This window comes from Ectopseudomonas oleovorans (assembly GCF_003052605.1).
GTDB classification, from domain to species: domain Bacteria; phylum Pseudomonadota; class Gammaproteobacteria; order Pseudomonadales; family Pseudomonadaceae; genus Aquipseudomonas; species Aquipseudomonas oleovorans_A.
Genome location: NZ_QASO01000121.1, coordinates 63,610 through 88,936, shown reverse-complemented (window position 1 = coordinate 88,936; position 25,327 = coordinate 63,610). Strand labels below are relative to the sequence as shown.

Sequence of the window (25,327 nt, the reverse complement as noted above, 5' to 3'; positions counted from 1 at the left end):
GCTTACTCCTTGGCGGCCAGTTCGACGTTGCGATTGTCGCGATCCACGGGGCGCACCCTCTGGCCCTCGCGCAGCAACTGGACGCCGGCGGCCACTACCCAGTCGGAGGCGGAAAGCCCCTCCAGCACCGGCACCCGGTCGTCACCATAGGCGCCCACTCGGACCGGCCGGCGTTGCACAGTGTGCTCCTTGGGGTCCACGACCCAGACGAACGCCTGGTCCTGCTCGGCGCTGAGTGCCGACAGCGGCACCGCCAGCGGTACCTCGCCATTGCTGGCGATGAATACCCGCGCGCTCTGCCCCAACTCAGCCGGCACCTTGCCTTCGGTGAAAGCGACACGGGCGGCGAAAGTGCGCGACTGCGGATCGGCCGCCGGCGCCATCTCGCGGATGCGTCCGGGGAAACGCTGATCGGGCTGCGACCAGAGTTCCACCTCGACCACCTGACTAATCTCGAAACGACCAAAGCTCTGCTCCGGCAGGCTGATCGACACCTCACGCTCACCGTCGGCAGCCAGAGTGAACACCGTCTGACCAGCCGCCACCACCTGCCCCACCTCGACCGCACGACGGGCGATCACGCCGTCCTGCGAGGCCCGCAGCACGGCATAGTCGGTCTGATTGCGGGCCACGTCGTACTCGGCCTTGACCTGTTTCAGACGCGCTTCGCCAGCACGGTACTGGTTCTCGACGTTGTCGAACTGCGAGCGGCTGACCAGATTGCGCCCAAGCAACGCCTTGTAGCGCTCACGCTCGGCGCGCACGGTCTGCAGGTTGGCCTCGGCGGCCGCCATCTGCGCGCGGATGGCTTCCAGCTGCAGGCGCACGTCCTGCGGGTCCAGCTCGGCCAGTGGCTGATCCTTCTTCACCCGGTCGCCGACATCCACCATGCGCTTGCTCACCTTGCCGGCGATACGGAAGGCCAGCTCCGGCTCGTAACGTGCACGCACCTCGCCCGGATAGCTGTCGACCAGCGCAGTAGCCGGCTGCGGCTGCACCACCATGGCAGGACGGATCGGTTGTTCCGCCTGTTCACCGTTACCGCAGGCAGACAGCAGGAAGACGAGACCCAGAGAAGCAACAAGCGGGAGAACATGGCCAGACATGTGTAAGACCTTTCAGAGAAGGTTTGGAATATTTGTACTGGCGGGTATAGTAAAAATAGCAAACTCACCAGTCCAGTATTAAAATCCGCCAATGACTGACAAGTTGTTACAACCTTCCGGCCCCGGCCGACCAAAGGATCCCGCCAAACGTCGTGCCATCCTCGAGGCGGCCAAGAGCCTGTTCCTGCGTAATGGTTACGACGGCAGCAGCATGGACGCCATCGCCGCCGAGGCTGGGGTTTCCAAGCTCACGGTGTACAGCCATTTCACCAACAAGGAGACCCTGTTTTCTGCGGCGATCAAGGCCAAGTGCGAGGAGCAGCTTCCCGAACTGCTGTTCGAACTGCCGGATAACGTGCCGCTGGAAAGCCAGCTCCTGGAAATCGCGCGCGGCTTCCTGGCGCTGGTCAACAGTCGCGAATCGGTAGAAATGCACCGGATGATGGTGAACCTGGCCAGCCAGGGCTCGAAGTTGTCGCAGCTGTTCTACGAAGCCGGTCCGAAGCGGGTGCAGGAAGAGATGGAAGTGCTACTGCGCAAGGCCGCCAAGCGCGGTCTGCTGAGCCTGGATAATCCGCATCTGGCCGCCGATCACTTCTTCAGCCTGCTCAAGGGCGGCGCGCACTTTCGCCTGCTGATCGGTTGTGGCGAACCGCTGGAAGGTGAAGCCGCCGAGCATCACGTGCAGGACGCCGTGCAACTGTTCCTGCGCTCCTACAGACCCTGACTGCTTACACCTGAGCGCCGGGCTCCAGCTTCTTCTTCGGGTAGATGTCGTAACGGCTGGATTTGCCCTCGAGCACATAGCCCGGCTTGCCACCTTCGATGGCCGGGGCCTTGCGCGGGCGCTTGACCACCACGCGGTGAGTGGCCAGCGCCAGCGCCGCTTCGAGCAACGCCGGCGCATCCAGGTCATCGCCGACAAACGGGCGGAACAGGCGCATTTCCTTCTTCACCAGCGCACTCTTGTCGCGATGCGGGAACATCGGATCGAGGTAGATCACCTGTGGCGCCTCCCCTTGCCAACTGCGCATCAGCTCGATGGCGTTACCGGTAAGCAGGCGCATGCGCGCCACGATGGGCGCCACATCGAGGTTCAGTGCCGCACGCTGCAGGCCGTCCTCCAGCAACGCCGCCACCAGCGGCTGGCGCTCGATCAGGGTCATCTCGCAGCCCAGGCTGGCCAGCACGAACGAGTCACGCCCCAGCCCCGCAGTCGCGTCGAGAATCCGTGGCCGAATGCCCGACTGCACGCCCACCGCCTTGGCGATCATCTGCCCACTGCCGCCGCCGAACTGGCGCCGATGCGCCGCCGCCCCCTCGACGAAATCCACCCGTACCGGGCCAGGCGCCTTGTCGCCCAGCTCGACCAGTTGCAGCCCGTCATCACCCAGCTGCAGGGCGAACTCGGTCTCGCCGTCCTGCCTCAAGCCCAGGCGCGATGCCCATTGAGCGGCCGCTGCGGCGTACTGGGGGTGAAGGGCTTGGATACGGATGCTGGCGTTGTGCCGCTCGTCGGTCATTGGCTCGTTCTGCTCAAAAATCACTCAAAGCACCGGCCACACGGCCGATATCGAAGAAGCGGCATTCTGCCAGACCCGGCCGCCGACAGCCGCATCGAGAGTGAACATGTTCGACGCCCTCTCCGCCCCGCGTCCTGGTAGCAGCCCTGCCAGCCCCCGTCCGCTGGACGACGAGCTCGACCGTGCGGCGCGCGAATCCATCAACTATCAGATTCTGCGCCGCACCCTTGGGATAGACGAAGAGCAGAAACCCGGTGAGATCGCTCGTGAACTGCGGGAAACTGCCGAACCACCTGCCGTGTCCAGCAGCGCCGCCGTGGTCAGCCAGGCGGTAATCGATCAACGCGGTCTGGAGCTGAATGTCAGCGTGGGCCAGGCGCCCCAGCAGGTCGATCCGCTGGTGCTGGATATGGCTGGCAACGGCTTCTCCACCAGCGGTCTTGGCCGTCCGGTGCGCTTCGATCTGGATGCCGACGGACGCATGGACTCGATCAGCGTACCCACCGGTGACGACGCACTACTGGCGCTGGATCGTAACGGCAACGGGTATATCGACGATGGTCGCGAGCTGTTCGGCGATCAGCATGGCGCTGCCAATGGCTTCGCCGAACTGGCCCGCTTCGACGACAACGGCGACGGCCGTATCGATGCGGCCGATGCGGTATTCGACCAGCTGCGCCTGCTGCGTTTCGATGCCCAGGGCCGCCAGCAGTTGCAGACACTCGGCGAAGCAGGCGTCAGCGCCATCGACCTGCGTGCCCGCGACGTCAGCATCGCCCTCGGCGCTTACGACCAGATCGCCCAGTTGGGCCGATTCGAGTTCGCCGATGGGCGCAGCGGACAGGCGGCCGATCTGCTGTTGGCCAAGCGCTAGCAGGCCGTTGAAAAACGTAGCCGAGGCAGCCAGTGCAAGGCAAATACAGGCGAAAAAGCGGAGTTTACGAGTTGTAAATGAGCATTTTGACTGGGCTCGCACGCGAGCCTGTTTTTAACGCAGCAATGGCAACGCAGGTAGTTTTTCAACAGCCTGCTAGGGATGGCGAAGCGTTTTCGTTGCCGTAAGGCGGGTGCAACCCGTCATTGGCGCTATGGCGGGTTGCACCCGCCCTACGGATCGCAAGCGCCTCAGCGACACATCCGCCACATGCCCATGTCCACGTGAAAGTGATCGCGGTGGGCGGCGTTGTATTCCGGGCCCAGGGTGACGTTGAAGCTGTCACAGGCCGCTTCCTGCACCAGACGCAGAAAGCGCGCCTTGTCGCCCTGCCCCGGCCAGTCGCGCAGCACGCTTATGTGCTGGCCGTCGCGCAGACGGAAGCCGACCATATCCAGCGCGTTGGCATAGGAATGCTGGCTGGGCCGCTGGCTACCGGCAATGCTGCGACAGGTGAAGCTGCCGACATGCTCGACGCGGCTCACCGGCTGGCCGAACACCGCTTGCGCAGCCGGCTGCAAGCCATGTCGCTCGAACAGGGCGAAACTCACCGCCAGCGGGCAGGTGGCCATGAAGCTGCTGCTCAGGCCAACGTTGGCGCCCTGGATGCGCACGGCGTTTTCCACCGGGCAACCCGGGTACGGCGCGCTGTCGGCCAGACGGGTAAAACGCAGCCCGGACGTCGCCAGGGCCAAGTCGCACAACTCGCGATCGTCACCCAGACGCAAGAGTTTGAAGGGGGTCAGCAGGTTCGGCGTCTCTCGCACATCCAGCGGCGCCCAGGGGTTGAAACGCGGCGCCACATCCAGCCAACCACGCCACAGCGCTACCAGCAACGCCGCGCCCAGTAGCACGAAGAGAAACAGCAAACGGCCGATTATCCGTATCAGCATATCCATGCTCCATCAGAGTAAGCCAAGCTGCTCCAGTTCCGGCTCCGTCTGCAAAACCGGCAGTTCGGGCAAGCCAGGCAGGCGCTGCATCAGCTGCTCATGAAAACGCCGCGCCAGCTCCGGTGCCAGGCGGTTGTCCGAGGTATGGGCGAAGACATGAGGGCGCAACCCCAGCTCGATCCAGCCGGCGACCTTGTCCACCCAGGGCATCATGAAGGGGTCGTTAGCCAGCAACTCGGGGTGACCGATGAAGCGCAACTGCGGGCCCTGACTGAACGCGGTAGGCCGAGTCGGCAGGCGCGGCTTCTTGGCTTGCGCATGCAGCACGGCGGGTTCCTGCGAGTCGCAGCTGAACAGCGCGCGCGAATCCAGGCAGATGCGCTCGATACCACGCTCGTGCAGCTGGCGATTGAGCATACGCTCGGCATTGCCCTTGGCGAAGAACTCCGGGTGGCGCACCTCTATCGCCAGTGGCCAGTCTCCCCACTGTTCGATGAACGCCGCCAGTTCCGCCAACCGCGACGGCGCGAAGCTGGCCGGCAGCTGCAGCCAGTAAGGCGCCACCCGTTCGCCGAGCGGCGCCAGCAACTGGCGAAACTGCGTGACCTCATCCAGTTGCTGGCAAAGATCCTCGCTATGACTGATGTCTCGCGGCAACTTGGCGCAGAAACGAAAGTGCGCCGGCATGACCTGCGCCCAGCGCGCCACCGTTTGCTCGCTGGGCCTGGCATAGAACGTGGTGTTGCCTTCCACCGCGTTGAACACCTCGGTGTAGCGGCTGAGAAACTCGGTTGGCCGGGTATCCTGCGGATACAGCGTGGCGCGCCAGGCCGCTTCGCTCCAGGATGGGCAACCGAGGTAATAGGGAAGCGCAGCGCTCATCGATCGGTTTAGCGGGCCTGGCTGAGAGGGCGTGAAACGGGGTTACGCGTAGAGATCGAGCCCGAGCACTTCCTGCGCATCGTAATCGCTGGCGTAAGCGGCGGTGGTGCTGTAGCTGGCCAACGCCTGTGCAGCACGGTTGCTCAGCGCAGGCTGTTGATAACCGAGATCCTGCGAACGGGTCGGCAGGCTGTCGGTGTTACTGCTGCTGGCCTGTACGCGGCGAATCTGCGGCGCCTGCTCCAGCCCCTGGCTACTGGCGGGTGCAGCCGGTTGTTCACGCTGAGCCTCGACCTCCCGCTGCGCCTCGCGATAGGGCGTGACCGCGGTGCCCGAACGGGGGCCACGGTCTGGCGAGTAGGAGGGTAAGTAACCGTCGATCCGCATCTAGGACTGCTCGGTGGGCTCGGCTGAACAAGGGACAGTGCTGGCAATGTAGCGGCGGGCTGCGTCCTTGGCAAATGCCGAAGGAATCCTGACGCCAAGCATCCGACCAGTTGTCATGCCGGCGGTGCTTTCGGCGTGGCGACCTGGTCACGCAGGTACACCGGCTGCGCCTGATCGGCCGGTACCGCCTCGCCACGGGCCCAGGCAAAACGGGCCAGAGTCAGCAGGTCTTCGGCGTGCGGCAGCATGCTGCCATCCATGCTCACAGGTGTGAGGGCGATACGCGCGGCGAAGGTACCCCAACCGGTGCCGGCGCCGAACCACTCACCATCGCTGCCACGCGGCGCCTCGGCATGCTCCGGCGGCAACACCGCCTCCTGACCGAGCAGACGCATCTCGCCGGCTTCGACGCGGTAGCAGCCCCAATAGACTTCGTCCATGCGCGCGTCGATGGCGGCTGCGACCTGAGTCGCGCCCTGCTCACGCAGCGCACGCTGGGCCAACACGGCCAGATTGGATACCGGCAGCACAGGACGATCCAGGGCAAAGGCCAGCCCCTGCACCACGCCGATGGCGATGCGCACACCGGTGAACGCACCCGGGCCACGACCGAAGGCGATGGCATCCAGCGCCGATGCGGCGATACCCGCCTCGCCCAGCAGTTGCTGAATCATCGGCAACAGGCGCTGCGCGTGCATGCGCGGGGCGACTTCGTAGTGGCTGAGCACGCGACCATCATGCAGCAGTGCGACGGAGCAGGCTTCGGTGGCGGTATCGAGGGCCAGGAGAGTGGTCATTGCATTCGGACAGCTGAATAAAAAAGAGCCGGCATTAGACCGGCTCGACGACATTTTTTCCAGCACTATGTCGGCGCCCGACTTGCGCCGAGCGACCGACGGGGATCAGCGTTGCCCTACCAAGGCTCGACTACCGGCTCGGCCTCCCAGCCTTTAAGCGGCGCCTTGGACCAGGTGCCGTAGCCGGCATTGGGGACACGATCCACTCGACGCCCCACTTGCCGGACTCTTCGGCAACGGTATTACGCTGTGCGTCGAGCGGTGTCTTGCGAAAACGTGCGTCGAAATCATGCAGCGTGTCGCCCAGCAGCATGATGATCTGATGATCGGCGCTGACGATGGCGCGGCGCTCGACCTTGGGCGGCCCGAGCAGCAGCACGCTCTCCTCCGACACCTGCGGCAGGCCCAGCTTGCTCAGGGTGGCCAGGGTGTACTTCTTCTGCTCGTCGGCGCGGTCGGAGATGTAGCGGATGGTCACACCGAGCTTGTCGGCATGCTCGAGGAATTTCTTCGCGCCGGGGATCAGTTCGGGGGTGCCGTCACGCTCCCAGGGCAGCCAGGTGTCCCAGGCGTCGTACTGATGACGTTGGCCAGATCGCGGGCCAGCAGCGCGCTGTTGTCGATCACGGTTTCATCGAGGTCGGTGACGATGGCCAGCTTCGAGGGATCCTTCGCCGCCGCCACAGCCTTGTCGAGCTTCTCCGTGGCGATGTTGTAGGCCTGCAGTTGTAGCGCCTGGACCTCCGCGGACTGCTGCTGAAAGCGCAAACCCATGGTGAATTCGGCGACGGAACAATCTTCTTTGCTGTCAGCAAATGCCAGCGGAGTGGCCAGCAGCGATACCGCAAGGCCCAGCCAGATGCGTTTCTCGGTCATTGAATGCCCTCTTCCTTATAGGTTATCGACACGCCCCGGCGCCGGCCGGAAGCTACATCGTCGATACTAGCCGGCACACATTGCGCGGCCATGCTTGAGAACGACCTGAACGTATCAGGTTCCATAAACGAACAAGGCCCCTTGCGGGGCCTTGTTGCGATAACGCTGGGTGAGCTGGACTCAGCCAAGGGCTGCCAGGGTCTTCGCGGTGATTTCTTCGACGCTGCCGACACCCGGGATATGGCTGTATTTCGGCGTACCGGTCTCGGCGGAGAGCTTCTTGTAGAAGTCCACCAACGGCTTGGTCTGCGAGTGGTAGACGGACAGGCGATGACGCACGGTTTCTTCCTTGTCGTCTTCGCGCTGAACCAGCTCTTCACCGCTGATGTCGTCCTTGCCGGCAACCTTCGGCGGGTTGTACTCGATGTGGTAGACGCGGCCGGAAGCCGGGTGGACACGGCGGCCGGACAGACGCTTGACGATTTCCTCGTCCTCAACGGCGATTTCAACCACGTGATCCAGCGCTACGCCGGCCTCGCGCAGCGCTTCGGCTTGCGGAATGGTGCGCGGGAAACCGTCGAACAAAAAGCCATTGGCACAATCGGCCTGAGCGATACGCTCCTTGACCAGATTGATGATCAGGTCGTCGGAGACCAGACCGCCTGCGTCCATAACGCTCTTGGCCTTCAGGCCGAGCTCGGTGCCAGCCTTGACCGCAGCACGCAACATGTCGCCAGTGGAGATTTGCGGAATGCCGAATTTCTCGGTGATGTAGCGAGCCTGGGTACCTTTGCCGGCACCGGGCGCCCCCAGCAGAATCACGCGCATCGATGTGCTCCTCAAGAGTTATGTAGTAATCGGTCGGACTCGCCTCGTGGGGCCAATCTCTTGAATGTAGTGCGGCTGCCGTAGCGGCCAAAAGGCTGCTCAAGATACACAGCGCACCCCAGGCGCACAAGCCGCCAAAAGTCGGATAAAACCCTCCTCCTGGCGGCCTGAATCAGGCACATGACGCTGGCCAGGCATATGACGGCCAGCACCTGCCGTCCTTCAACCGGTGTTGCGCAAACCTGCAGCGATACCTGCCACGCTGACCAGCAACGCCTGCTCCAGAGGGCTCTCGGGCGCCTGTTGACGTTGCCGGCAGCGCGCCAGCAGCTCGACCTGCAGCAGGTGCAGCGGGTCGAGGTAGGTGTTGCGTACGCTGATCGATTCCAGGGTTTCCGGATTGTGCGCGAGCAGGCGCGACTGCCCGGTCAATTCCAGCACGGCAGCGCACGCCTGCGACAATAGGTCGCGTAACTGCGCACCCAGCGGCTGCAGTGCCGGCTCGACCAGGCGCTGGTCATACAGGGCAGCGATATTGGCGTCCGCCTTGGTCAGGACCATTTCCAGCATGTCGATGCGGGTGCGAAAGAACGGCCATTGTTCGCGCATGCTTTTCAGCAGGTCAGCATCACCGCCTTGCAGGGCTTGTCCCAGGGCCTGCTCCCAGCCGAGCCAGGCCGGCAGCATCAGTCGCGTCTGGGTCCAGGCGAAGATCCACGGGATCGCCCGCAGGCTCTCCACACCGCCTTCGCGCCGCTTGGCCGGGCGGCTGCCCAGCGGCAAACGGCCGAGCTCCTGCTCCGGCGTGGCCTGGCGGAAATATTCGACGAACTGCGGATGCTCGCGCACCACGTCGCGATAAGCCTTCACTCCGGCATCGGCGAGGCGGTCCATCATCGCCCGCCAGCTCGGCTCCGGTGCTGGCGGTGGCAGTAGCGTGGCTTCCAGCACTGCAGCCAGATAGAGGTTGAGATTCTGCTCGGCGATATCCGGCAGGCCGAACTTGAAGCGGATCATTTCACCCTGCTCGGTCGTGCGGAACCGCCCCGCCACCGAGCCAGGGGGTTGCGACAGGATAGCCGCGTGAGCGGGGCCACCCCCGCGACCGACGGTGCCACCACGACCGTGGAACAGGAGCAACTCGACCTGGTGCTCGCGACACAGGCGCACCAGTTCCTCCTGGGCGCGGTACTGCGCCCAGGCTGCCGCGGTGGTGCCGGCGTCCTTGGCCGAATCGGAATAACCGATCATCACTTCCTGAGGGCCATGCAGCCGCGCGCGATAGCCGGGCAACCCCAGTAGCCGGTCGATAACCGGCCCGGCGTGGTCCAAATCGGCCAGGGTTTCGAAAAGTGGCACCACCCGCATCGGCCGGCGCAACCCGGCCTCTTTCAGCAGCAGTTGCACGGCCAGCACGTCGGAGGCAGCACCGGCCATGGAGATCACGTAGGAGCCCAGCGATGCGGCGGGAGCGGCAGCCACCTCGCGGCAGGTGGCGAGTACCTCGGCAGTATCGGCCGAAGGACGATAGTCGTTCGGCAGCAGTGGCCGGCGGTTATCCAGCTCGCGCTGGAGAAAACTGAGGCGCGCCTCCTCATCCCATTCGACGTAGCGACCGAGGCCGAGATAATCGGTGATTTCCGACATCGCCGCAGCGTGCCGGGAGGAATCCTGACGAACATCGAGGCGTACCAGAAATAGACCGAAGGTGGCTGCCCGGCGCAGGCAATCGAGCAACGGACCATCGGCAATCACACCCATGCCGCAGGCATGCAGCGACTGGTAGCAGAGCTGCAGCGGCGCCAGCAGCTCATGGTTGTCGCACAGCACTGCAGTACTCGGCGCCACATCGGCAGTGAGGGCCTGCTGCGCCCAGCTACGCGTTTCGCGCAGGCGCTCGCGCAGCTGCTTGAGCAAGGCACGGTACGGTTCGGCACTGTCGCCCACCTGCGCGCGCAGTTCGTCACTGGCCTGCTGCATGGACAGTTCCGCGGCCAGATTGTCCACGTCGCGCAGGTAGAGATCAGCGGCCATCCAGCGCGCCAGCAGCAACACCTCACGGGTCACGCGCGCGGTGACATTGGGGTTGCCGTCACGGTCACCGCCCATCCACGAGGCGAAGCGAATCGGCGCAGCCTCCAGCGGCAGACGCAGGCCGGTAGCGGCCTGCAGGCTCTGATCGGCACGGCGCAGGAACTGCGGCACGGCCTGCCATAGCGAATGCTCGATGACAGCGAAACCCCACTTGGCTTCGTCCACCGGGCTGGGCCGGCTACGACGAATTTCCTCGGTGTGCCAAGCCTCGGCGATCAGCCGCTGCAAACGTTCGACGATGCGCTCACGTTCACTCGGCGACAGGTCGCTGTGATCCAGCGCCGTCAGTTGCGCGGCGATGGCATCGTATTTCTGGATCAGCGTACGCCGCGCCACTTCGGTGGGGTGCGCGGTCAGCACCAGTTCGATGTCCAGACGCCCCAGTTGCCGCGCCAGATCATCGCTGCCCTGCCCGGCGGCGAGCAGGCGCTCGAGCAGCTCGTCGAGCACGCGCAACTCGAATGGCTCGGGCTCACCGGCACGGCGACGGCGCACACGGTGCTGCTGCTCGGCGATGTTGGCCAGGTTGAGAAACTGATTGAAGGCCCGCGCCACCGGCAGCAGTTCGTCGTCACCCAGGTCCCCCAGGGTGCTGGTCAACTGCTCGGCACCCGCGGCAGAGCCACGACGACCGGCCTTGGCCGACTTGCGTATGCGTTCGATCTTGTCGAGAAACTCGTCGCCCAACTGGGTGCTGATGGTGTGCCCGAGCAGCTCGCCGAGCAGGTGCACCTCTTCACGCAGGCGCGCATCGATTTCCGCCATGTCGCACTCCTTCTCCTGTCCGGTGTCAACAGAGTGCCCAGCGCGCCAACTTCTTACAAGGGTGCGACGCGTACCCAGGCAGCCCTACGTGCGCGGCAGCAAGGTCGTGGCGCTGGACGAGCAAGGCGACCCGCTGTAAGAGGACATAGGGCCCACACCGCGCTTTCTGGCGCTGTCGCGCAAATACCTGCGTGAACTGAGTGACCTGGGCAAAGAGACAAGCCATCGTGACACGCCAATATCGCCAAGCCCCTTGGTAGACGAGCATCACGATGGGCCAATTGCCACGGATAACGTCGTTCATAGGAGTGTTTCAAATGAAGTTAGCCGCCATGAAGCCCCATACCGAGAAAGCCCCGCGCAGCCGCCTGCACGGGATCAAACTGGCTGCCCTGGCACTGGGTGCATCCATGCGGCTCGCTCCCCCTACGCAACACCTTCACTCGGCCTCCTGAAGGGGCCAGGTCGCGAGCTTACGTAATCTTTGCGGAATTGGAATTGGCGGCGTCTGGCCTTTGCCTTTGCTCTTCAACTGCGATGGTACAGGCGACGTCCAATTCCCCTCAGGAGGCCGAGTGGAATCGCCACGTAAGGGGTTGAGCGACATGGATGTCGCGAGAGCTGCGATGGGCCATGGATGGCCCTTCGTCAGTGGGCCGCATCCGGTCGTGCCCCTGGAGTGGTGATGGAGCGAGGGAACCCCGGCGCAGCAGGGCGGGGGCGTCTAGCTCGGATGTCGGGGTGCCCTTCTCTTTGGTTACTTTCTCTTGGGCAAGAGCTACGAAGCGCAGCGAAGTAACAGCCGCAGGCTGGCCCGAAGGGTGAGCGCAGCGAATCAAGTGACTCGCCCCCGTAAGGGGCGAAACCCATCAGGCCAGGCGGCGTGAGAATGGAGAGTACCAAGTCATCGAAAGCCCACACATAATTGCCAGTCCGGTGTGTCAACCCGCACTTTCCCCAAACTATGCGAAGGACCTTCTTTTTAGCGCCGGACCTTACTGCTCCAGGGCCGGGGTTTCCTGGCCGATGCAGCGCACCGCCTGCTTCTTGTTGTCCACCAGCACGCCGGTCAGCCCCTTCTGCTGCATGTCGAACAATACCAGCACGCCATCGATGCACTGCGCCACCTGATTGGCCGGTTTCAGCGAGACCTTGTAGTCCTCACCAGGAATGGTCTTGAGCATGGTGAAATCGGACAGCAGCAGCGCATCTTCCGGTTTGGCGAAATGCACGTAGCCGTAGTACCAAAGCACGCCGATGGTGCCGACGATGCTGGCGATACCTGTGAGGATCAGGGGAATGGGGTTACGTTCGGTCATTGCGGACTCTCTGTTGCGGATTCGGTAGCCGGTCCCAGGCGCTCGACGTAGGCCTGCGGCGCGACGAAGAACGCCAGTAGCGACTGACGCCAGGCGGGCTCGGCAAAGGTTTGCACATGCGGGCCACGGGTCGCCTGAAAGGCGCGTGGCGGGCGCGCAGCTTGATACAAATGCTGGCCATTGGAAAGCGGCACGATCGCGTCGTCAACACTGTGATAGATCAGCAAGGGCGCGCCTGCGAGTCGATCGATGCTGTGAATCGCGCTGTCGCCGTCCGGCACCAGCCAGGACAGCGGCACCTGCAGCGGCCAGGTCAACCAGGACTTGCTCAGCGCATGCTGGGCAACGTCGCGATAGCTGGCCGGCACACCGTCCAGTGCAATGGCCTGCAAGGTCGATTGGCGCTCGGGATGCTCGGCCAGATAATGCACGGCCAACGCACCACCGAGGCTCTGCCCAAGCAGGAAAAGCGGCGCGCCCTGCACCTGCGGCGCCTGATCGAGCCAGGCGAAGGCCGCGTCGATATCCTGGTAGACCTCGGGCAAACGCGGCTTGCCAGCGGACAGGCCATACCCCCGGTAATCCAGCATCAGCACCTGATAGCCCTGCTCCGGCAGCCAGTGAACGCCACCCAGGTGCCAGGCCAGGTTGCCGCCATTGCCATGCAGGTGCAGTACCGTGCCCTTGACCTGCACCCCAGCCTTGGCCGGCAGCCACCAGGCGTGTAAACGCGTGCCATCGGCGGCGCGCAGCTCGATGTCGCGGTATTCCAGCCCGGCACGCTCCGGGGTAATCGGCAGCCCTGGTTCCGGGTAGAACAGCAGGCCGCTGCAACCGGCCAGCCACAGGCTGGCCAGCAGCAACACCAGCGCCCGTAGGCTACTTGCCACCGGCGCGCACCTCTTCGCGCGCCTGAACAGTCGCCGCATAGACGCGCTCGGCCAGGCGCGAGAACGGCAGGCTCTGAATCCACACCGTGCCGGTACCCTTGAGCGTGGTCAGCAAGATGCCTTCGCCGCCGAACAGCATGCTCTTGAGGCCGCCGGCCAGAGCGATGTCGTAATCGATGCCACTGCTGAAGGCCACCAGGCAGCCGGTGTCCAGGCGCAGGGTTTCGTTGTTCAGCTCCTTGCGGATCACCGTGCCACCGGCATGCACGAAGGCCAGGCCGTCACCTTCGAGCTTCTGCAGGATGAAACCCTCGCCGCCGAAGAAGCCGGCGCCCAGGCGTTTGGCGAAGCTGATGCCGATGCTGGTGCCATGCGCGGCGCAGAGGAAGGCGTCTTTCTGGCAGATCAAGCGCCCGCCGATCTTCGCCAGGTCGATGGGCACCACGGTGCCCGGATAAGGCGCGGCGAAGGCCACTCGTGCCTGACTTTTGCCGGCATTGCTGAAGTGGGTCATGAACAGTGACTCGCCGGTGAGCATGCGTTTGCCGACGCTCCACAGCTTGCCCAGCAGACCGCTGGACGAGCCATCGCCCATGCGCGTCTCGAAGCGCACGCCGTCGGTCATGTAGTTCATCGCCCCGGCTTCGGCGACCACCGTCTCACCGGGGTCGAGAATGATCTCCACCGATTGCGCCGAAGCGCCGAGGATTTCGTATTCGAGTTGATGGCTGGGCACTTGCTGGTCTCCGAAGTAGGCCAAGACGGTGTATGCCTGGCGAAGCGTGGCGCCGACGGTGCGCACAGCGCACCCTACCGGACTGCGATCAAAGAATATTGGCGTAGTCCGCTTCGATGCGATCCAGGCTCAGGTGATTGAGGAAGTTGGAGAAGCACATCCAGGCCGACAGCGCGTTCATGTCCTGAAACTGCGGCGGCAGGTACTTCGGCGGCTGCACCAGGCCCTCGTCCACCAGTTTGCGCAGGGTGCGCATGTCTTCCAGGGTAGTCTTGCCGCAGAACAGCAGCGGAATCTGCTCCAGCTTGCCTTTGCGCACCGCCAGCTGGATGTAGTTGTAGATCAGGATGAAGCCCTTGAGGTACGACAGGTCCTTGGTGAACGGCAGGCCCGTCGGCAAGGACCCACGGAACACCCGGCTGGCATTGCTGTAACCGCCTTCAAGGCCATAGCCCTGCTCGCGGAAGAACTCGAATACCTCGAGAAAATCCGCGCCCTCTTCGGCCATGTGGATGGCGCGGGTGCGGTTGGTCAGCTTGCGCAAGCGCGTGGGGTAGGAAGCAAAGGCGATCACCTCCATGAGAATGGCCAGACCTTCCTGGGTCACCGTCGATGAGGGCGGGCCCTTGGCCAGGAACGTGCAGATCGGCTGGTTGAGCCCGTTGAGCGTGGTGCCGACATGCACCAGACCTTCGTGCACCTCCAGCGCCTTGACATCACGCTCGTTGAAACGCGCATCGCTGCGGATCTTGATGTAGTCGGCGCCAGCCGCGGCATCGGCGAGAATACCGTCGGACTCGAACACACGAATGGTTTCGTCGCCAAATACGCCAGCCAGGCGCTGCTGCAGGATGTTCACCGCATCACTGGCACCGAGGGTCTTGGCCTCGTCTTCGAGGTCACCACGCGCAGCGATGTTGTTGAGGTAGTCCGAGAGCATCAGGCCAAGGTCGGCCAAGGTCGGATCACCGGCATGGAAGGCGTCGGAGGCAGCGCCATACAACTCCTGGCTGATCAGGCCGAAGTCCTCGGTGCCACGCGCTTCGAGCATGCGGATGACCATGCGGTATTCCTTGCACATGCGCCGCATGATCTGCCCGACCGGGTTGAACTGGCCGAGTTGACGGGTGATGTCACGCTCGATGTTCTGGAATTCCAGTTTCTTCGCGGCGGCATCGAAGGCCAGCGGCCGACTCAGGTAGTAGTCGCGATCCACCGCTGGCAACTGCTTGCCCTTGGCCTGGAGAAACGCCTCACGGATACCGTCATCCCATTTCACCGCATCCAGCACACGGATCGGGGTCTGTGCCTCGACGATACGGTCGCTGAGAGCGCGAATACAGAGTTGGTAGTCATCCAGTTTTTGCGGGCTGTTCATTACGATTCCTATTCGGCCACCCGCTGGTAACGCGCCACCTCGACGAACAGGTCGGCATTGGCCGGGTCATCGAGATAGGCGAATACCTTGTCCAGCGGGCTGGTGATCAGTGCGCCGTCCGCTTCGGGCATGGAAACGGTCTGCCCTTCCAGCAGGCCCTTTTCCATATCCTGAAGAATGCGGTCGGTGTCGAGGTTGTACAGCACCAGCTCGTTGTCCTTGGTCAACTCGAAACCGGCAATGGCGAAATTGGCCCCCAGGCTCTTCGGCAGGCCCGCCGAGAGGTACCAGCGGCGGCCATGATGAGCGACGGTGAAACCGAACTCCTCGAAGCTGCTTTCGTTGTCCGCGCTGCCTTCATAGATACGCGCCAGGTAGAGGTTGGAGCCGGCACGGGTGATCTCCAGAAATAGCTGGTCGCCCCACTCGTCCTGCCGGGTCCATTCGCCCAGCAGAGGTATCGGGGCAGCCTCGTTGGCCGGAATCGGGTCCTTGAAGGTAACCAGGCAACCACTCAACAGCAGGAAGGACAGGGCGACCAATGCGCGCCAGGCTTTCATTACGCTCTCCTTGTGAAGACCGTTCGACCCGATGATCGACGGTTTACAACCCCAGAACCAGATTCATGTAGCGTTTAAGGATGGCCAGCATTCCTTGGCTGTCCAGGTGCTCTACACCGTCTAGCAGGCCCTGATACTCCATCCGCACGATGGCGGCCGTCAACAGCACGGCGTCCTGTTCAGGCTGGCGCGAGCCCAGCACCTCGAAGAAGTGGGTGACCCCCTGCTGCAGGATCTGCCGGTGAGCTCGCACCAGCTCGCGCAGTCGCGGATTGAGCAAGACTTCCTGCTGGAATGCCTGCTCGGCGATCAGGTGATCACGACGCTCACGCAATTGGCGCTGCACGTACTGCACCGCCAGAGCGGCGATTTCGTCAGCCAATTGCCGACGCGCCTGCTCGCTGCCATCCAGGCGCCCGACCATCTCCTCCAGCACACCCTGGGTACCGGCCCAGAATGCCGCCATCTGCGCAGCGCTGCGCTCGACGAACTGGGCGAAGGTATCGGTGATCAGGTCATCGATGTCCTTGAAATAGTAGGTCGTGGCCGACAAGGGTACCTGCGCCTCGGCCGCCACAGCGCGATGGCGCACGGCGCGCACGCCATCGCGCACGATGATGCGCATGGCGGCATCGAGAATCGCCTGACGGCGCTGCTCGCTGCCCTGGCGACTGGCCTTGCGGCCCTGGTACTGGACGCTTTCGGCGACGGCATTGGCTGCCCGGGTGGCATTCGGGGGCGCGGGCACGGAGCTCACGGTGGGTCGACCCTCTACGTTCTAGTTATGACAGGGAGAGTAATGGCTTGGACAGGCAAGCAAAAGGCTCCGTTTCGCTTACAGGCCAGGCACCCAGCGAAATCGCCGCGAAATGCATAACGACAAGTAGCAAAAAGCCGCCCGAAGGCTAATGCTGATCAGATAAGTTCGTCACCACCCCCTCCTACTTGCAGTAGAGGGGGCGCTTTTCGTAGGAGCCAGCTTGCTGGCGATGCTTTTTATGGCGGATCGCCGGCAAGCCGGCTCCTACAAAAATCGAGTGCAACGGCTTAACTGACCGGCATTAGCCCGAAGGCGGCTTTCTGTCTGGCATCAAGCCTGCGGACGCATATGCGGGAACAGGATGACGTCGCGGATCGACGGTGAGTTGGTCAGCAGCATCACCAGGCGGTCGATACCGATGCCTTCACCAGCCGTCGGCGGCATGCCGTACTCCAGGGCGCGGATGAAGTCGGCGTCATAGTGCATGGCTTCGTCATCACCGGCGTCCTTCTCGGCCACCTGGGCGAGGAAACGCTCGGCCTGATCTTCGGCGTCATTGAGCTCGGAGTAGGCGTTGGCGATCTCACGACCACCGATGAACAGCTCGAAGCGGTCGGTGACGTTGGGATTGTCGTCGTTACGACGCGCCAGTGGCGACACTTCGAACGGATACTCGGTGATGAAGTGCGGCTGCTCCAGCTTGCTCTCCACCAGCTCTTCGAAAATCATCACCTGCAGCTTGCCCTGGCCTTCGTGGCCGAGCACCTTGGCGCCGGCCTTCTTGGCAATGGCGCGGGCCTTCTCGACGTCGTTGAGGTCAGCCTCGGTGATGTCCGGGTTGTACTTGAGGATGGAGTCGTACACCGACAGGCGCACGAACGGCTCGCCGAAGTGGAATACCTTGTCGCCATAGGGCACGTCGGTACTGCCCAGCACGGCCAGGGCCAACTCGCGGAACAGCTCTTCGGTGAGGTCCATGTTGTCGCGGTAGTCGGCATAGGCCTGGTAGAACTCGAGCATGGTGAACTCGGGGTTGTGCCGGGTCGAGACGCCTTCGTTACGGAAGTTGCGGTTGATCTCGAAGACTTTCTCGAAGCCACCGACCACCAGACGCTTGAGGTACAGCTCCGGGGCGATACGCAGGAACATCTGCATATCCAGCGCATTGTGATGGGTCTCGAACGGCTTGGCCACAGCGCCGCCGGGGATGGTCTGCAGCATCGGGGTTTCCACTTCGAGGAAACCGCGCTCGTTGAGGAAACGACGGATGTGCGCGATCACCTGCGAACGCACGCGGAAGGTGTGGCGCACTTCCTCATTGACGATCAGGTCGACGTAGCGCTGACGGTAGCGCTGCTCGGTGTCGGTCAGTCCGTGGTGCTTGTCCGGCAGCGGACGCAGTGACTTGGTCAGCAGGCGCACGTTGTGCATGTCGACGTACAGGTCGCCCTTGCCCGAGCGGGCCAGGGTGCCCTCGGCGGCGATGATGTCGCCCAGGTCGAAGTGCTTGACCGCTTCCAGCTGCTCGGCTGGCAGGGTCTTGCGGTTGACGTAGACCTGCAGGCGCCCGGAGGTGTCCTGGATAACCATGAAGGCGCCACGGTTGAGCATGATGCGCCCGGCGACCTTGACCGGGATGGCGGCCGCTTCCAGCTCTTCCTTGGTCTTCTCCGCGTACTGTTTCTGCAGGTCGGCGCACAGGCTGTCACGGCGGAAATCGTTGGGGAAGGCATTGCCCTGCTCACGGACGGCAGCAAGCTTCTCTTTGCGCTGGGCAATCAGCTTGTTTTCTTCCTGTTGCAGCTCGTTGTGGTCGAGTTGTTGGTCGCTCATGGTCGTTTTATCTGCCTGGCGTGTATATGCAAATGGGGGTTTGGTAGGAGCCAGCTTGCTGGCGATGCGCTTCGAGAGCGTGATCGCCAGCAAGCTGGCTCCTACAGGGTAAGGCTTACAGGCCCTGCTTGAGGCTGGCCTCGAGATAGCCGTCGAGGTCGCCATCGAGGACTTTCTGGCAGTCGCTACGCTCGACGCCGGTACGCAGGTCCTTGATGCGCGAGTCATCGAGCACGTAGGAGCGGATCTGATGACCCCAGCCGATATCGGACTTGCTGTCTTCCAGCGCCTGAGAGGCCGCGTTGCGCTTTTGCATCTCCAGCTCGTAGAGCTTGGCCCGCAGCATCTTCATCGCCGTATCCTTGTTGGCGTGCTGGGAGCGTTCGTTCTGACACGCGACCACGGTATTGGTCGGTACGTGGGTGATGCGCACCGCCGAGTCGGTGGTGTTGACGTGCTGGCCACCGGCACCGGAGGAGCGGTAGGTGTCGATGCGCAGGTCGGCCGGGTTGATCTCGATCTCGACCTTGTCGTCGATCTCGGGCGAGACGAACACCGCCGAGAACGAGGTGTGGCGACGCGCGCCGGAGTCGAACGGGCTCTTGCGCACCAGGCGGTGCACGCCGCTCTCGGTGCGCAGCCAGCCGAAGGCATATTCGCCCTTGATGTGCACGGTGGCACCCTTGATACCGGCGACTTCACCCTCGGACAGCTCGATGATGGTGGCGTCAAAGCCGCGCTTGTCGGCCCAGCGCAGGTACATGCGCAGCAGGATGTTGGCCCAGTCCTGGGCCTCGGTGCCGCCGGAACCGGCCTGGATATCCAGGTAGCAGTTGTTCGGGTCCATCTCGCCGCTGAACATGCGGCGGAATTCCAGCTTCTCGAGGATTTCGCGCAGGCGCTCGACTTCGGCGGCGATATCGTTCACGGCGCCTTCGTCGTTTTCTTCAGCAGCCATTTCCAGCAGATCTTTGGAATCGGCCAGGCTGCCGGTGAGGTCGTCGATGGTTTCGACGATCTGCGCCAGCATGGCGCGCTCACGGCCCAGGGCTTGGGCGTACTCGGGCTTGTTCCAGACGCTGGCGTCTTCCAGCTCGCGGTTTACTTCGACCAGGCGTTCATGCTTGTGATCGTAGTCAAAGATACCCCCGAATTGACTGGGTTCGCTCGGACAGGTCCTTGATGCTGTTGAGGATCGGATTGATTTCCATGGTGGGCAGCACTCTCGGGCAAAAGACGCGAAACGGCCCAATCCGGCTCGCCCGGGCGACTAATGCGCTGCCCTGGCCGAGCACGGCAAGAGCCGTGACCGCAAAGTTTCTGAAAAGCCGGAGAGTATACCCGACTCGAAGCCCCCCTGGCAGCCCGCTGGCTGACCGGCGGGGGCGCGCTCAGAACTTCAGGCTCAGGCGTGCGACCAAGGCGTTGTCGCGCGCGTCTTCGGCGTAATGGCCCACATAGGTCAGGCCCAGGTAGAGACTGCGGCTGAGCTCATGATCCAGACTCAGATCAAGACGCAGGCTGCTGCGCTCGAACTCACGACTGTGCATCTGCTGGAGTACGCCCTGGCCGTCGACCGCCTCGTCACGCAAGCGGTCGCTGCCCAGGTTCTGCCGCAGCGCCAGACTGGCACGCCCTACCCAGTTGCGCTGTTGCCAGTGCCAGGGTGCGGCCAGGCGCCAGCCAAGCGTCAGGTAGCCAGCCTGCTCGTACGCTGCCACCAGGCGCTGTCCGTCGAAACGACGGGCGTCGGCATCCAGATGCACTAACGCCAGGCCGGCAAATGGCTCCAAGGTGAAATTGCGATAGTCCATGGCGTAACTGCTTTCGCCAAACAGCTGCCAACTGCACGCGTTATCGCGCCGTTCCAGCTCATGCCAGCCGTGCAGCAACCCGAGCCGAACCCCAACTGGCTGTATACCCGAGTCGCGGCGTAGACCCCAAGGTAACGACTGTCGGTGCGGCCATGACCCTGATCATGATCCAGCCGGGCACGCGCCACTCCACCCAGCACACCACCGATCCACTGTCCGCCCAGCGCACGATCCATCCCCATCAGCAACCCCTCGCCGCGCGCTCGAGGCCGGCGTCGTCCCAGCTCCCCTGGATGCCGCAGGTGCGCGACCACAGCGGCCACTCGCCGGCCTCAGGCGCCGCCTCGCGAAAAGCGAAGCGCACCTGCTGAGACGATCCAGGGCTGCCTCACGCGGCAACCTATCGCCCTCCAGGAGCAGGGCGCGCTGGTCCAACGCCAGGTCGCCAGCGACTACGCCCGTGGCGACCTGAAACAAGCCCAACCCGAGCAGCGCTACACGCAGAGCCATGTTCGCCTCCAGTCAGCCACGCCCACCGAGGCACCTCGGTCGAGCGGTCACGCGCTCACCCCTCAACCAGGCTCGCACTGCGGCACCAAGCTTATCGCCGCTCGCGCATCGGCGGCGATCATCTGCGCGGCCTTTTCCGCGATCATCAGTACCGGCGAGCAGGTATTGCCCGAGGTGATGCTCGGCATGATCGACGCGTCGACCACACGCAAACCGGCGATACCATGCACGCGCAGACGCGCATCGACCACCGCTTCACGGCCCTGGCCCATGGCGCAGGTGCCGACCGGGTGGAAGATGGTAGTGCCGATCTCGCCCGCAGCACGCTGCAGGTCCTCCTCGCTCTGGTACTGCGGCCCCGGCTTGTATTCCTCGGGCCGGTAGCGGGCCAGGGCGGGCGCGGCGACGATGCGCCGGGTCAGGCGAATGGCATCGGTCGCCACCTGTAGATCCCGTTCGTCACTGAGGTAGTTTGGCCGTATCAGCGGGGCTACGCTGGTATCGACGGAGGCAATCTGAACGCTGCCGCGGCTGGTCGGGCGCAGGTTGCATACCGATGCGGTGAAGGCCGGAAAATCGTGCAAGGGCTCGCCAAAGCGCTCCAGCGACAATGGCTGCACGTGATACTGCAGGTTGGCGCGCGCCTGGCCGAGGTCGGACTTGGCGAAGGCACCAAGCTGGCTGGGCGCCATGGACAGCGGCCCGCTGCGCCTGAGCAGGTACTCCAGGCCCATGCCCAGCTTGCCCCAGGGGGTGGCTGCAATGCGGTTGAGCGTCTTCACGCCCTCGACGCGATAGATCAGGCGCAGTTGCAGGTGATCCTGCAGGCTCTCACCGACACCTGGCAGCTCGTGCCTGACGCCGATGCCCAGGCGTTCGAGCAGCGGCCGTGGGCCGATGCCGGAACGCTGCAGCAAGACCGGTGAGCCGATGGCGCCGGCACACAGGATGATCTCGCGACGTGCCGCCACCCGCAGCGCCCGCCCCTGGCTGCGCAGATGCAGGGCACGGGCGCGACCGCCCTCCAGCTCCAGCCGTTCGGCTTCGGCGCCGGTCAGCACCTGCAGATTGGGGCGCTGGCGAATATCGCGCAGAAAGGCCTTGGAGGCATTCCAGCGCACACCGCGCTTCTGGTTGACCTGAAAGTAGCTGCAGCCTTCGTTATCCCCACCGTTGAAATCATCGACGCTGGCAATACCACTCTGCTCCGCTGCCTCACGGAAGGCCTCGAGAATCTCCCACGACAAACGCTGGCGCTCGACCCGCCATTCGCCGTCGCCACCGTGCCATTCGCTGGTGCCAGCAAAATGATTCTCCGAGCGTTTGAACAGCGGCAACACATCACGCCAGGCCCAACCGGGATTACCCGCCGCAGCCCAGCCATCATAGTCCGCGGCCTGGCCACGCATATAGATCATGCCGTTGATCGACGAGCTGCCGCCAAGCACGCGGCCACGCGGGTACTTTAACGAACGGCCATGCAGACCGGGATCGGCCTCGGTGCTGTAGCACCAGTCGGTACGCGGATTGCCGATGCAGTAGAGGTAGCCGACCGGAATGTGGATCCAGGGGTAGTTGTCACGCCCACCCGCCTCGACCAGCAACACGCTGACGCCAGGGTCGGCAGACAGCCGATTGGCCAACAGACAGCCGGCCGGACCGGCACCGACGATCAGGTAGTCATAGGCATCCAGGAGCGCTTGCGACATGGGCATCCTCGCGTGTCGTTCTTGTCGTTGGTCTTCAGCCTAAAACAAGCCGGGGGCCGGGATGAATGGTCTTTTGGTCTGATGCGCATGCTGAATGCGCCTTCATCGCCTGGCAGCTATGGTGAAGCACCTGCGCTCTGCGCTTTACTTGCACGTAATCCTGCCAGAGCCCACCCGTGATGCCACCAGCGCCAGCCAGCACGCCACACAAGCCCCTTCCCCGCTTATCGCGACAGCGCGGCTGGCTCCGCTGGCTTCCGGGGCTGCAAACGCTCAGGGACTATCGCCTGGCCTGGCTGCCGAAGGACATTGCCGCCGGCCTGGTGCTGACCACCATGCTGGTGCCGGTGGGCATTGCCTATGCCGAGGCGTCCGGCGTGCCGGGCATCTATGGTCTGTACGCGACCATCGTGCCGCTGCTGGCCTACGCGCTGTTCGGCCCAAGCCGGATTCTCGTGCTCGGCCCGGACTCGGCCCTGGCGGCGCTGATTCTCGCCGTGGTGCTACCGCTCTCCGGCGGCGATCCGATGCGTGCGGTGACGCTGGCCAGCATGATGGCCGTAGTGGCCGGCCTCACCTGCCTGATTGCCGGATTGCTGCGCCTGGGCTTCATCACCGAACTGCTGTCCAAGCCCATCCGCTATGGCTACATGAACGGCATCGCGCTGAGCGTGCTGATTAGCCAGACGCCCAAGTTGTTCGGTTTCTACATCGACAGCCAGGGGCCGCTCAGTGATATCCAGGCCATCGTCAGCGCGCTGAGCGAGGGCCAGGTTCATCTCTACAGCCTGCTCGTCGGCGTCGGCACCCTGACCTTGATCCTGCTGCTGAGCCGCTTCCGGCAATTGCCCGGCATCCTCATCGCCGTGACCCTGGCAACCCTGGCGGTCGCTCTGTTCGATCTCGATAGCCAGGGCGTGCAGGTGCTCGGCGAACTGCCCCAGGGGCTACCCAGTTTCACCCTGCCCTGGCTCAGCGGTGTCGATCTGGCCAGCGTAGTGCTGGGTGGTATCGCCGTTGCCCTGGTCGCGTTCGCCGACACCAGCGTGCTGTCGCGCACCTACGCAGCCCGTACCGGACGCCCGGTAGACCCCAATCAGGAGCTGGTCGCCCTGGGTGCGGCCAACCTGGCTGGCGGTCTGTTCCAGGGTTTCCCCATCAGCAGCAGCGCGTCACGCACGCCGGTGGCCGAAGCGGCAGGCGCCAAGACCCAGATCGCCGGCGTGGTCGGCGCCCTGAGTGTCGCTCTACTGCTGTTGCTGGCCCCGGATCTGATGCAATACCTGCCCACCAGTGCCTTGGCTGCGGTGGTGATTGCCGCCGTTATCGGCCTGTTCGTGGTCAGCGATCTGCTGCGCATCTTCCGCGTGCAGCAATGGGAGTTCTGGCTGTCGATGGCCTGCTTCGCCGGCGTGGTGACCTTCGGCGTGATCCCCGGCATCGGCATTGCCGTGGTGCTGGCGGTGATCGAATTTCTCTGGGACGGCTGGCGCCCGTACTACACCGTGCTCGGCCAGGTGGAGGGCATCCGTGGCTACCATGACATCAAGCGACACCCCGATGCACGGCAGATCCCCGGTCTGTTGCTGTTTCGCTGGGACGCACCGCTGTTCTTCGCCAATGCCGAGCTGTTTCAGCAATGCCTGCTGCAGGCGCTGGAGAGCGCTACGGCGCCGGTACGCCGCGTGGTGATCGCGGCCGAACCGGTTACCAGCATCGACGTGACCTCTGCCGATATGCTCGGCGAACTGGAGCGCATGCTCGCCGAAGCCGGCATCGAACTGCATTTTGCCGAGGTGAAGGGGCCGCTCAAGGACAAGCTGCGGCGCTTCGGCCTACTGCACGACGGTCAGGCACGGCACCTGCAACCGACCGTTGGCGCGGCGGTCGATGCCTACCTGAACGATCATGGGGGTGAGGCGATGCCGGGTCATGCCCGGCATGCAGACTGAAACGAGAAGACGACTCAGACACCGGCCGACAGCGAGCGCACCTGGGTTTCCAGCTCGCTCTTCAGCGCCAGCGGCAGCTTCAGTTGACGCGCCAGCTCCTCGAGGTAGGCGCGCTCCATGAAGTGCTCCTCATCGACCATCAGCACGCTGGCCAGGTACATCTCTGCGGCCATTTCCGGCGTGCTGGCAGCACGCGCGACGTCGGCCGGATCCAGCGGCTTGTTCAGCTCGGTGTGCAGCCAGCTCTGCAACTCGGCGTCCTGCGCCAGCTTGCCCAGTTCTTCTTCGATCAGCTGCCGCTCACGTTCATCGACATGCCCATCGGCCTTGGCTGCCGCCACCAATGCCTTGAGAATGGCGCGGCTGTGCTGTTCGACCTGCGGCGCCGGCAAGCGATCCAGGGTTTGCGGCTCGACCGGCTGCGCGCCACCCTGCTGGGCTTGCTGCGCCTGCCAGTTGCCGTAGGCCTTGTAGGCGAGCACGCCCAGCGCAGCCAGACCGCCATACACCGCCACCTTGCCACCGACCTTGCGTACCCGCTTGTTACCCAGCAGCATGGCCAGCGCTGCGCCGCCACCGGCGCCCTTGAGCATCGAGCCGAGATCGCTGCCGCCCCCCTTGCCCTTGCCGGCAGCGCCGCCAAGCAGGCCACCCAGCGCACCACCCAGCCCGGATGAGGCACCACCAGCACCTTTCTGTTGCAGCATCTCCTGACCGGATTTGAGCAGTTGATCGAGCAAGCCACGGGTATTCATCGCGCATTCTCCTGAGGAAATCTCGC

The 25,327-nt window shown here is 63.9% G+C and carries 26 protein-coding genes and 1 pseudogene; 5 read left to right on the top strand and 22 right to left on the bottom strand.

The features are described from left to right. Nucleotides 1–2: 2 nt before the first annotated feature. Entirely contained in the window at nt 3–1,106 is a 1,104-nt protein-coding gene (locus DBO86_RS21085) for an efflux RND transporter periplasmic adaptor subunit (RefSeq protein ID WP_108234738.1), read from the bottom strand. A 91-nt stretch (nt 1,107–1,197) separates the two neighbouring features. On the opposite strand from DBO86_RS21085, the gene DBO86_RS21080 reads away from it, so the two are divergent. Next, complete coding sequence (locus DBO86_RS21080) at nt 1,198–1,833, top strand: TetR/AcrR family transcriptional regulator (protein WP_108234737.1); 636 nt, start codon at nt 1,198–1,200, stop codon at nt 1,831–1,833. A 4-nt stretch (nt 1,834–1,837) separates the two neighbouring features. On the opposite strand, the gene DBO86_RS21075 is transcribed toward DBO86_RS21080, so the two are convergent. Beyond that, nucleotides 1,838–2,629 carry a class I SAM-dependent methyltransferase gene (locus DBO86_RS21075; protein ID WP_003462628.1) on the bottom strand — a complete coding sequence of 264 codons (792 nt, stop codon included), beginning with the start codon at nt 2,627–2,629 and terminating at the stop codon, nt 1,838–1,840. Nucleotides 2,630–2,735: 106 nt separating this feature from the next. Between DBO86_RS21075 and DBO86_RS21070 the strand changes: the two genes are divergently transcribed. Next, nucleotides 2,736–3,503 carry a hypothetical protein gene (locus DBO86_RS21070; protein ID WP_244185587.1) on the top strand — a complete coding sequence of 256 codons (768 nt, stop codon included), beginning with the start codon at nt 2,736–2,738 and terminating at the stop codon, nt 3,501–3,503. A gap of 251 nt (nt 3,504–3,754) precedes the next feature. Here DBO86_RS21070 and DBO86_RS21065 read toward each other — a convergent pair whose 3' ends face one another. The 8 genes from DBO86_RS21065 to ppc all read right to left on the bottom strand — a co-directional run bounded on the left by DBO86_RS21065 (nt 3,755) and on the right by ppc (nt 11,085). Continuing rightward, the gene (locus DBO86_RS21065; RefSeq protein ID WP_108234735.1) at nt 3,755–4,456 is read right to left on the bottom strand and encodes an extensin-like domain-containing protein; all 702 of its coding nucleotides are present in this window, start codon (nt 4,454–4,456) and stop codon (nt 3,755–3,757) included. A 12-nt stretch (nt 4,457–4,468) separates the two neighbouring features. Further along, nucleotides 4,469–5,338 carry a DUF72 domain-containing protein gene (locus tag DBO86_RS21060; protein ID WP_108234734.1) on the bottom strand — a complete coding sequence of 290 codons (870 nt, stop codon included), beginning with the start codon at nt 5,336–5,338 and terminating at the stop codon, nt 4,469–4,471. A gap of 42 nt (nt 5,339–5,380) precedes the next feature. Beyond that, entirely contained in the window at nt 5,381–5,725 is a 345-nt protein-coding gene (locus DBO86_RS21055; protein WP_106734408.1) for a hypothetical protein, read from the bottom strand. 113 nt (nt 5,726–5,838) lie between these two features. Then, nucleotides 5,839–6,522, bottom strand: coding sequence for a tRNA (adenosine(37)-N6)-threonylcarbamoyltransferase complex dimerization subunit type 1 TsaB (gene tsaB / locus DBO86_RS21050; protein ID WP_074857994.1), 684 nt, complete (start codon nt 6,520–6,522; stop codon nt 5,839–5,841). Between the two features lie 130 nt (nt 6,523–6,652). Next, nucleotides 6,653–7,045 carry an HAD family acid phosphatase gene (locus DBO86_RS27090; protein WP_279630316.1) on the bottom strand — a complete coding sequence of 131 codons (393 nt, stop codon included), beginning with the start codon at nt 7,043–7,045 and terminating at the stop codon, nt 6,653–6,655. Next, nucleotides 7,045–7,398 carry an HAD family acid phosphatase gene (locus DBO86_RS27085; RefSeq protein WP_279630314.1) on the bottom strand — a complete coding sequence of 118 codons (354 nt, stop codon included), beginning with the start codon at nt 7,396–7,398 and terminating at the stop codon, nt 7,045–7,047. Before DBO86_RS27085 ends, DBO86_RS27090 begins: the two co-directional genes overlap by 1 nt. Nucleotides 7,399–7,578: 180 nt before the next feature. Further along, a complete protein-coding gene (gene adk, locus DBO86_RS21040) occupies nt 7,579–8,226 on the bottom strand; it encodes an adenylate kinase (RefSeq protein ID WP_003462636.1) in 648 nt (215 codons plus the stop codon). A 222-nt stretch (nt 8,227–8,448) separates the two neighbouring features. Further along, nucleotides 8,449–11,085, bottom strand: coding sequence for a phosphoenolpyruvate carboxylase (ppc, locus tag DBO86_RS21035; RefSeq protein WP_108234733.1), 2,637 nt, complete (start codon nt 11,083–11,085; stop codon nt 8,449–8,451). On the opposite strand from ppc, the pseudogene DBO86_RS27370 reads away from it, so the two are divergent. Next, nucleotides 11,084–11,311 (top strand): annotated as a pseudogene (locus DBO86_RS27370) (pilin assembly protein); the annotation flags it as partial. The gene ppc and the pseudogene DBO86_RS27370 overlap by 2 nt on opposite strands. 769 nt (nt 11,312–12,080) lie before the next feature. Here DBO86_RS27370 and DBO86_RS21020 read toward each other — a convergent pair. The 10 genes from DBO86_RS21020 to DBO86_RS27365 all read right to left on the bottom strand — a co-directional run bounded on the left by DBO86_RS21020 (nt 12,081) and on the right by DBO86_RS27365 (nt 20,617). Continuing rightward, on the bottom strand, nt 12,081–12,404 hold the full coding sequence (locus DBO86_RS21020; protein ID WP_003462641.1) for a PA3694 family proteiin: 324 nt from the start codon (nt 12,402–12,404) through the stop codon (nt 12,081–12,083). After that, a complete protein-coding gene (locus DBO86_RS21015) occupies nt 12,401–13,333 on the bottom strand; it encodes an alpha/beta hydrolase (protein WP_425266816.1) in 933 nt (310 codons plus the stop codon). The genes DBO86_RS21020 and DBO86_RS21015 overlap by 4 nt, the downstream gene beginning before the upstream one ends. Continuing rightward, complete coding sequence (locus DBO86_RS21010; RefSeq protein ID WP_108234749.1) at nt 13,284–14,030, bottom strand: TIGR00266 family protein; 747 nt, start codon at nt 14,028–14,030, stop codon at nt 13,284–13,286. The genes DBO86_RS21015 and DBO86_RS21010 overlap by 50 nt, the downstream gene beginning before the upstream one ends. Before the next feature lie 88 nt (nt 14,031–14,118). Next, a complete protein-coding gene (locus DBO86_RS21005; RefSeq protein WP_108234731.1) occupies nt 14,119–15,408 on the bottom strand; it encodes a flavohemoglobin expression-modulating QEGLA motif protein in 1,290 nt (429 codons plus the stop codon). Between the two features lie 8 nt (nt 15,409–15,416). Beyond that, entirely contained in the window at nt 15,417–15,968 is a 552-nt protein-coding gene (locus DBO86_RS21000; RefSeq protein ID WP_108234730.1) for a hypothetical protein, read from the bottom strand. 43 nt (nt 15,969–16,011) lie between these two features. After that, nucleotides 16,012–16,725 (bottom strand): TetR/AcrR family transcriptional regulator, encoded by a 714-nt coding sequence (locus DBO86_RS20995; RefSeq protein ID WP_074858003.1) that lies wholly within the window; start codon nt 16,723–16,725, stop codon nt 16,012–16,014. A gap of 333 nt (nt 16,726–17,058) precedes the next feature. Next, entirely contained in the window at nt 17,059–18,561 is a 1,503-nt protein-coding gene (gene lysS, locus DBO86_RS20990) for a lysine--tRNA ligase (RefSeq protein ID WP_108234748.1), read from the bottom strand. Nucleotides 18,562–18,676: 115 nt separating this feature from the next. Next, a protein-coding gene (prfB, locus tag DBO86_RS20985) for a peptide chain release factor 2 (RefSeq protein WP_108234729.1) occupies nt 18,677–19,772 on the bottom strand; the annotation gives its coding sequence in 2 pieces (ribosomal slippage) (nt 18,677–19,699 and nt 19,701–19,772; 1,095 coding nt in all). Nucleotides 19,773–19,952: 180 nt separating this feature from the next. After that, nucleotides 19,953–20,432: an autotransporter outer membrane beta-barrel domain-containing protein gene (locus DBO86_RS26885; protein WP_425266818.1), complete on the bottom strand. Its 480-nt coding sequence runs from the start codon at nt 20,430–20,432 to the stop codon at nt 19,953–19,955. Then, entirely contained in the window at nt 20,327–20,617 is a 291-nt protein-coding gene (locus DBO86_RS27365; RefSeq protein ID WP_482764209.1) for an autotransporter outer membrane beta-barrel domain-containing protein, read from the bottom strand. Before DBO86_RS27365 ends, DBO86_RS26885 begins: the two co-directional genes overlap by 106 nt. Here DBO86_RS27365 and DBO86_RS26880 point away from each other — a divergent pair. Beyond that, nucleotides 20,528–20,746, top strand: a complete 219-nt coding sequence (locus DBO86_RS26880) for a hypothetical protein (protein WP_244185588.1) — start codon at nt 20,528–20,530, stop codon at nt 20,744–20,746. The genes DBO86_RS27365 and DBO86_RS26880 overlap by 90 nt on opposite strands. Nucleotides 20,747–20,947: 201 nt before the next feature. On the opposite strand, the gene DBO86_RS20975 is transcribed toward DBO86_RS26880, so the two are convergent. Further along, a complete protein-coding gene (locus tag DBO86_RS20975) occupies nt 20,948–22,594 on the bottom strand; it encodes a GMC family oxidoreductase (protein ID WP_108234728.1) in 1,647 nt (548 codons plus the stop codon). 179 nt (nt 22,595–22,773) lie between these two features. Here DBO86_RS20975 and DBO86_RS20970 point away from each other — a divergent pair, with 179 nt between their 5' ends. Beyond that, nucleotides 22,774–24,546 (top strand): SulP family inorganic anion transporter, encoded by a 1,773-nt coding sequence (locus DBO86_RS20970; protein ID WP_108234727.1) that lies wholly within the window; start codon nt 22,774–22,776, stop codon nt 24,544–24,546. Nucleotides 24,547–24,560: 14 nt separating this feature from the next. Here the strand turns inward: DBO86_RS20970 and DBO86_RS20965 are convergent, their stop codons facing one another. Further along, the gene (locus DBO86_RS20965; protein ID WP_108234726.1) at nt 24,561–25,301 is read right to left on the bottom strand and encodes a tellurite resistance TerB family protein; all 741 of its coding nucleotides are present in this window, start codon (nt 25,299–25,301) and stop codon (nt 24,561–24,563) included. Nucleotides 25,302–25,327 lie beyond the last annotated feature (26 nt).

Coding starts and splice junctions, on each gene's coding strand:
- DBO86_RS21000 (WP_108234730.1), bottom strand. CDS start 15,968: ATGAAAGCCTGGCGCGCATTGGTCGCCCTGTCCTTCCTGCTGTTGAGT.
- DBO86_RS21070 (WP_244185587.1), top strand. CDS start 2,736: ATGTTCGACGCCCTCTCCGCCCCGCGTCCTGGTAGCAGCCCTGCCAGC.
- DBO86_RS20970 (WP_108234727.1), top strand. CDS start 22,774: ATGCCACCAGCGCCAGCCAGCACGCCACACAAGCCCCTTCCCCGCTTA.
- DBO86_RS21080 (WP_108234737.1), top strand. CDS start 1,198: ATGACTGACAAGTTGTTACAACCTTCCGGCCCCGGCCGACCAAAGGAT.
- DBO86_RS20965 (WP_108234726.1), bottom strand. CDS start 25,301: ATGAATACCCGTGGCTTGCTCGATCAACTGCTCAAATCCGGTCAGGAG.
- DBO86_RS21060 (WP_108234734.1), bottom strand. CDS start 5,338: ATGAGCGCTGCGCTTCCCTATTACCTCGGTTGCCCATCCTGGAGCGAA.
- DBO86_RS21085 (WP_108234738.1), bottom strand. CDS start 1,106: ATGTCTGGCCATGTTCTCCCGCTTGTTGCTTCTCTGGGTCTCGTCTTC.
- DBO86_RS21005 (WP_108234731.1), bottom strand. CDS start 15,408: ATGAACAGCCCGCAAAAACTGGATGACTACCAACTCTGTATTCGCGCT.
- DBO86_RS20975 (WP_108234728.1), bottom strand. CDS start 22,594: ATGTCGCAAGCGCTCCTGGATGCCTATGACTACCTGATCGTCGGTGCC.
- DBO86_RS21075 (WP_003462628.1), bottom strand. CDS start 2,629: ATGACCGACGAGCGGCACAACGCCAGCATCCGTATCCAAGCCCTTCAC.
- DBO86_RS21065 (WP_108234735.1), bottom strand. CDS start 4,456: ATGCTGATACGGATAATCGGCCGTTTGCTGTTTCTCTTCGTGCTACTG.
- DBO86_RS27365 (WP_482764209.1), bottom strand. CDS start 20,617: ATGGGGATGGATCGTGCGCTGGGCGGACAGTGGATCGGTGGTGTGCTG.
- lysS (WP_108234748.1), bottom strand. CDS start 18,561: ATGAGCGACCAACAACTCGACCACAACGAGCTGCAACAGGAAGAAAAC.
- DBO86_RS26880 (WP_244185588.1), top strand. CDS start 20,528: ATGACCCTGATCATGATCCAGCCGGGCACGCGCCACTCCACCCAGCAC.
- DBO86_RS21055 (WP_106734408.1), bottom strand. CDS start 5,725: ATGCGGATCGACGGTTACTTACCCTCCTACTCGCCAGACCGTGGCCCC.
- DBO86_RS21015 (WP_425266816.1), bottom strand. CDS start 13,333: ATGCGGCGACTGTTCAGGCGCGCGAAGAGGTGCGCGCCGGTGGCAAGT.
- tsaB (WP_074857994.1), bottom strand. CDS start 6,522: ATGACCACTCTCCTGGCCCTCGATACCGCCACCGAAGCCTGCTCCGTC.
- adk (WP_003462636.1), bottom strand. CDS start 8,226: ATGCGCGTGATTCTGCTGGGGGCGCCCGGTGCCGGCAAAGGTACCCAG.
- DBO86_RS27085 (WP_279630314.1), bottom strand. CDS start 7,398: ATGACCGAGAAACGCATCTGGCTGGGCCTTGCGGTATCGCTGCTGGCC.
- ppc (WP_108234733.1), bottom strand. CDS start 11,085: ATGGCGGAAATCGATGCGCGCCTGCGTGAAGAGGTGCACCTGCTCGGC.
- DBO86_RS21020 (WP_003462641.1), bottom strand. CDS start 12,404: ATGACCGAACGTAACCCCATTCCCCTGATCCTCACAGGTATCGCCAGC.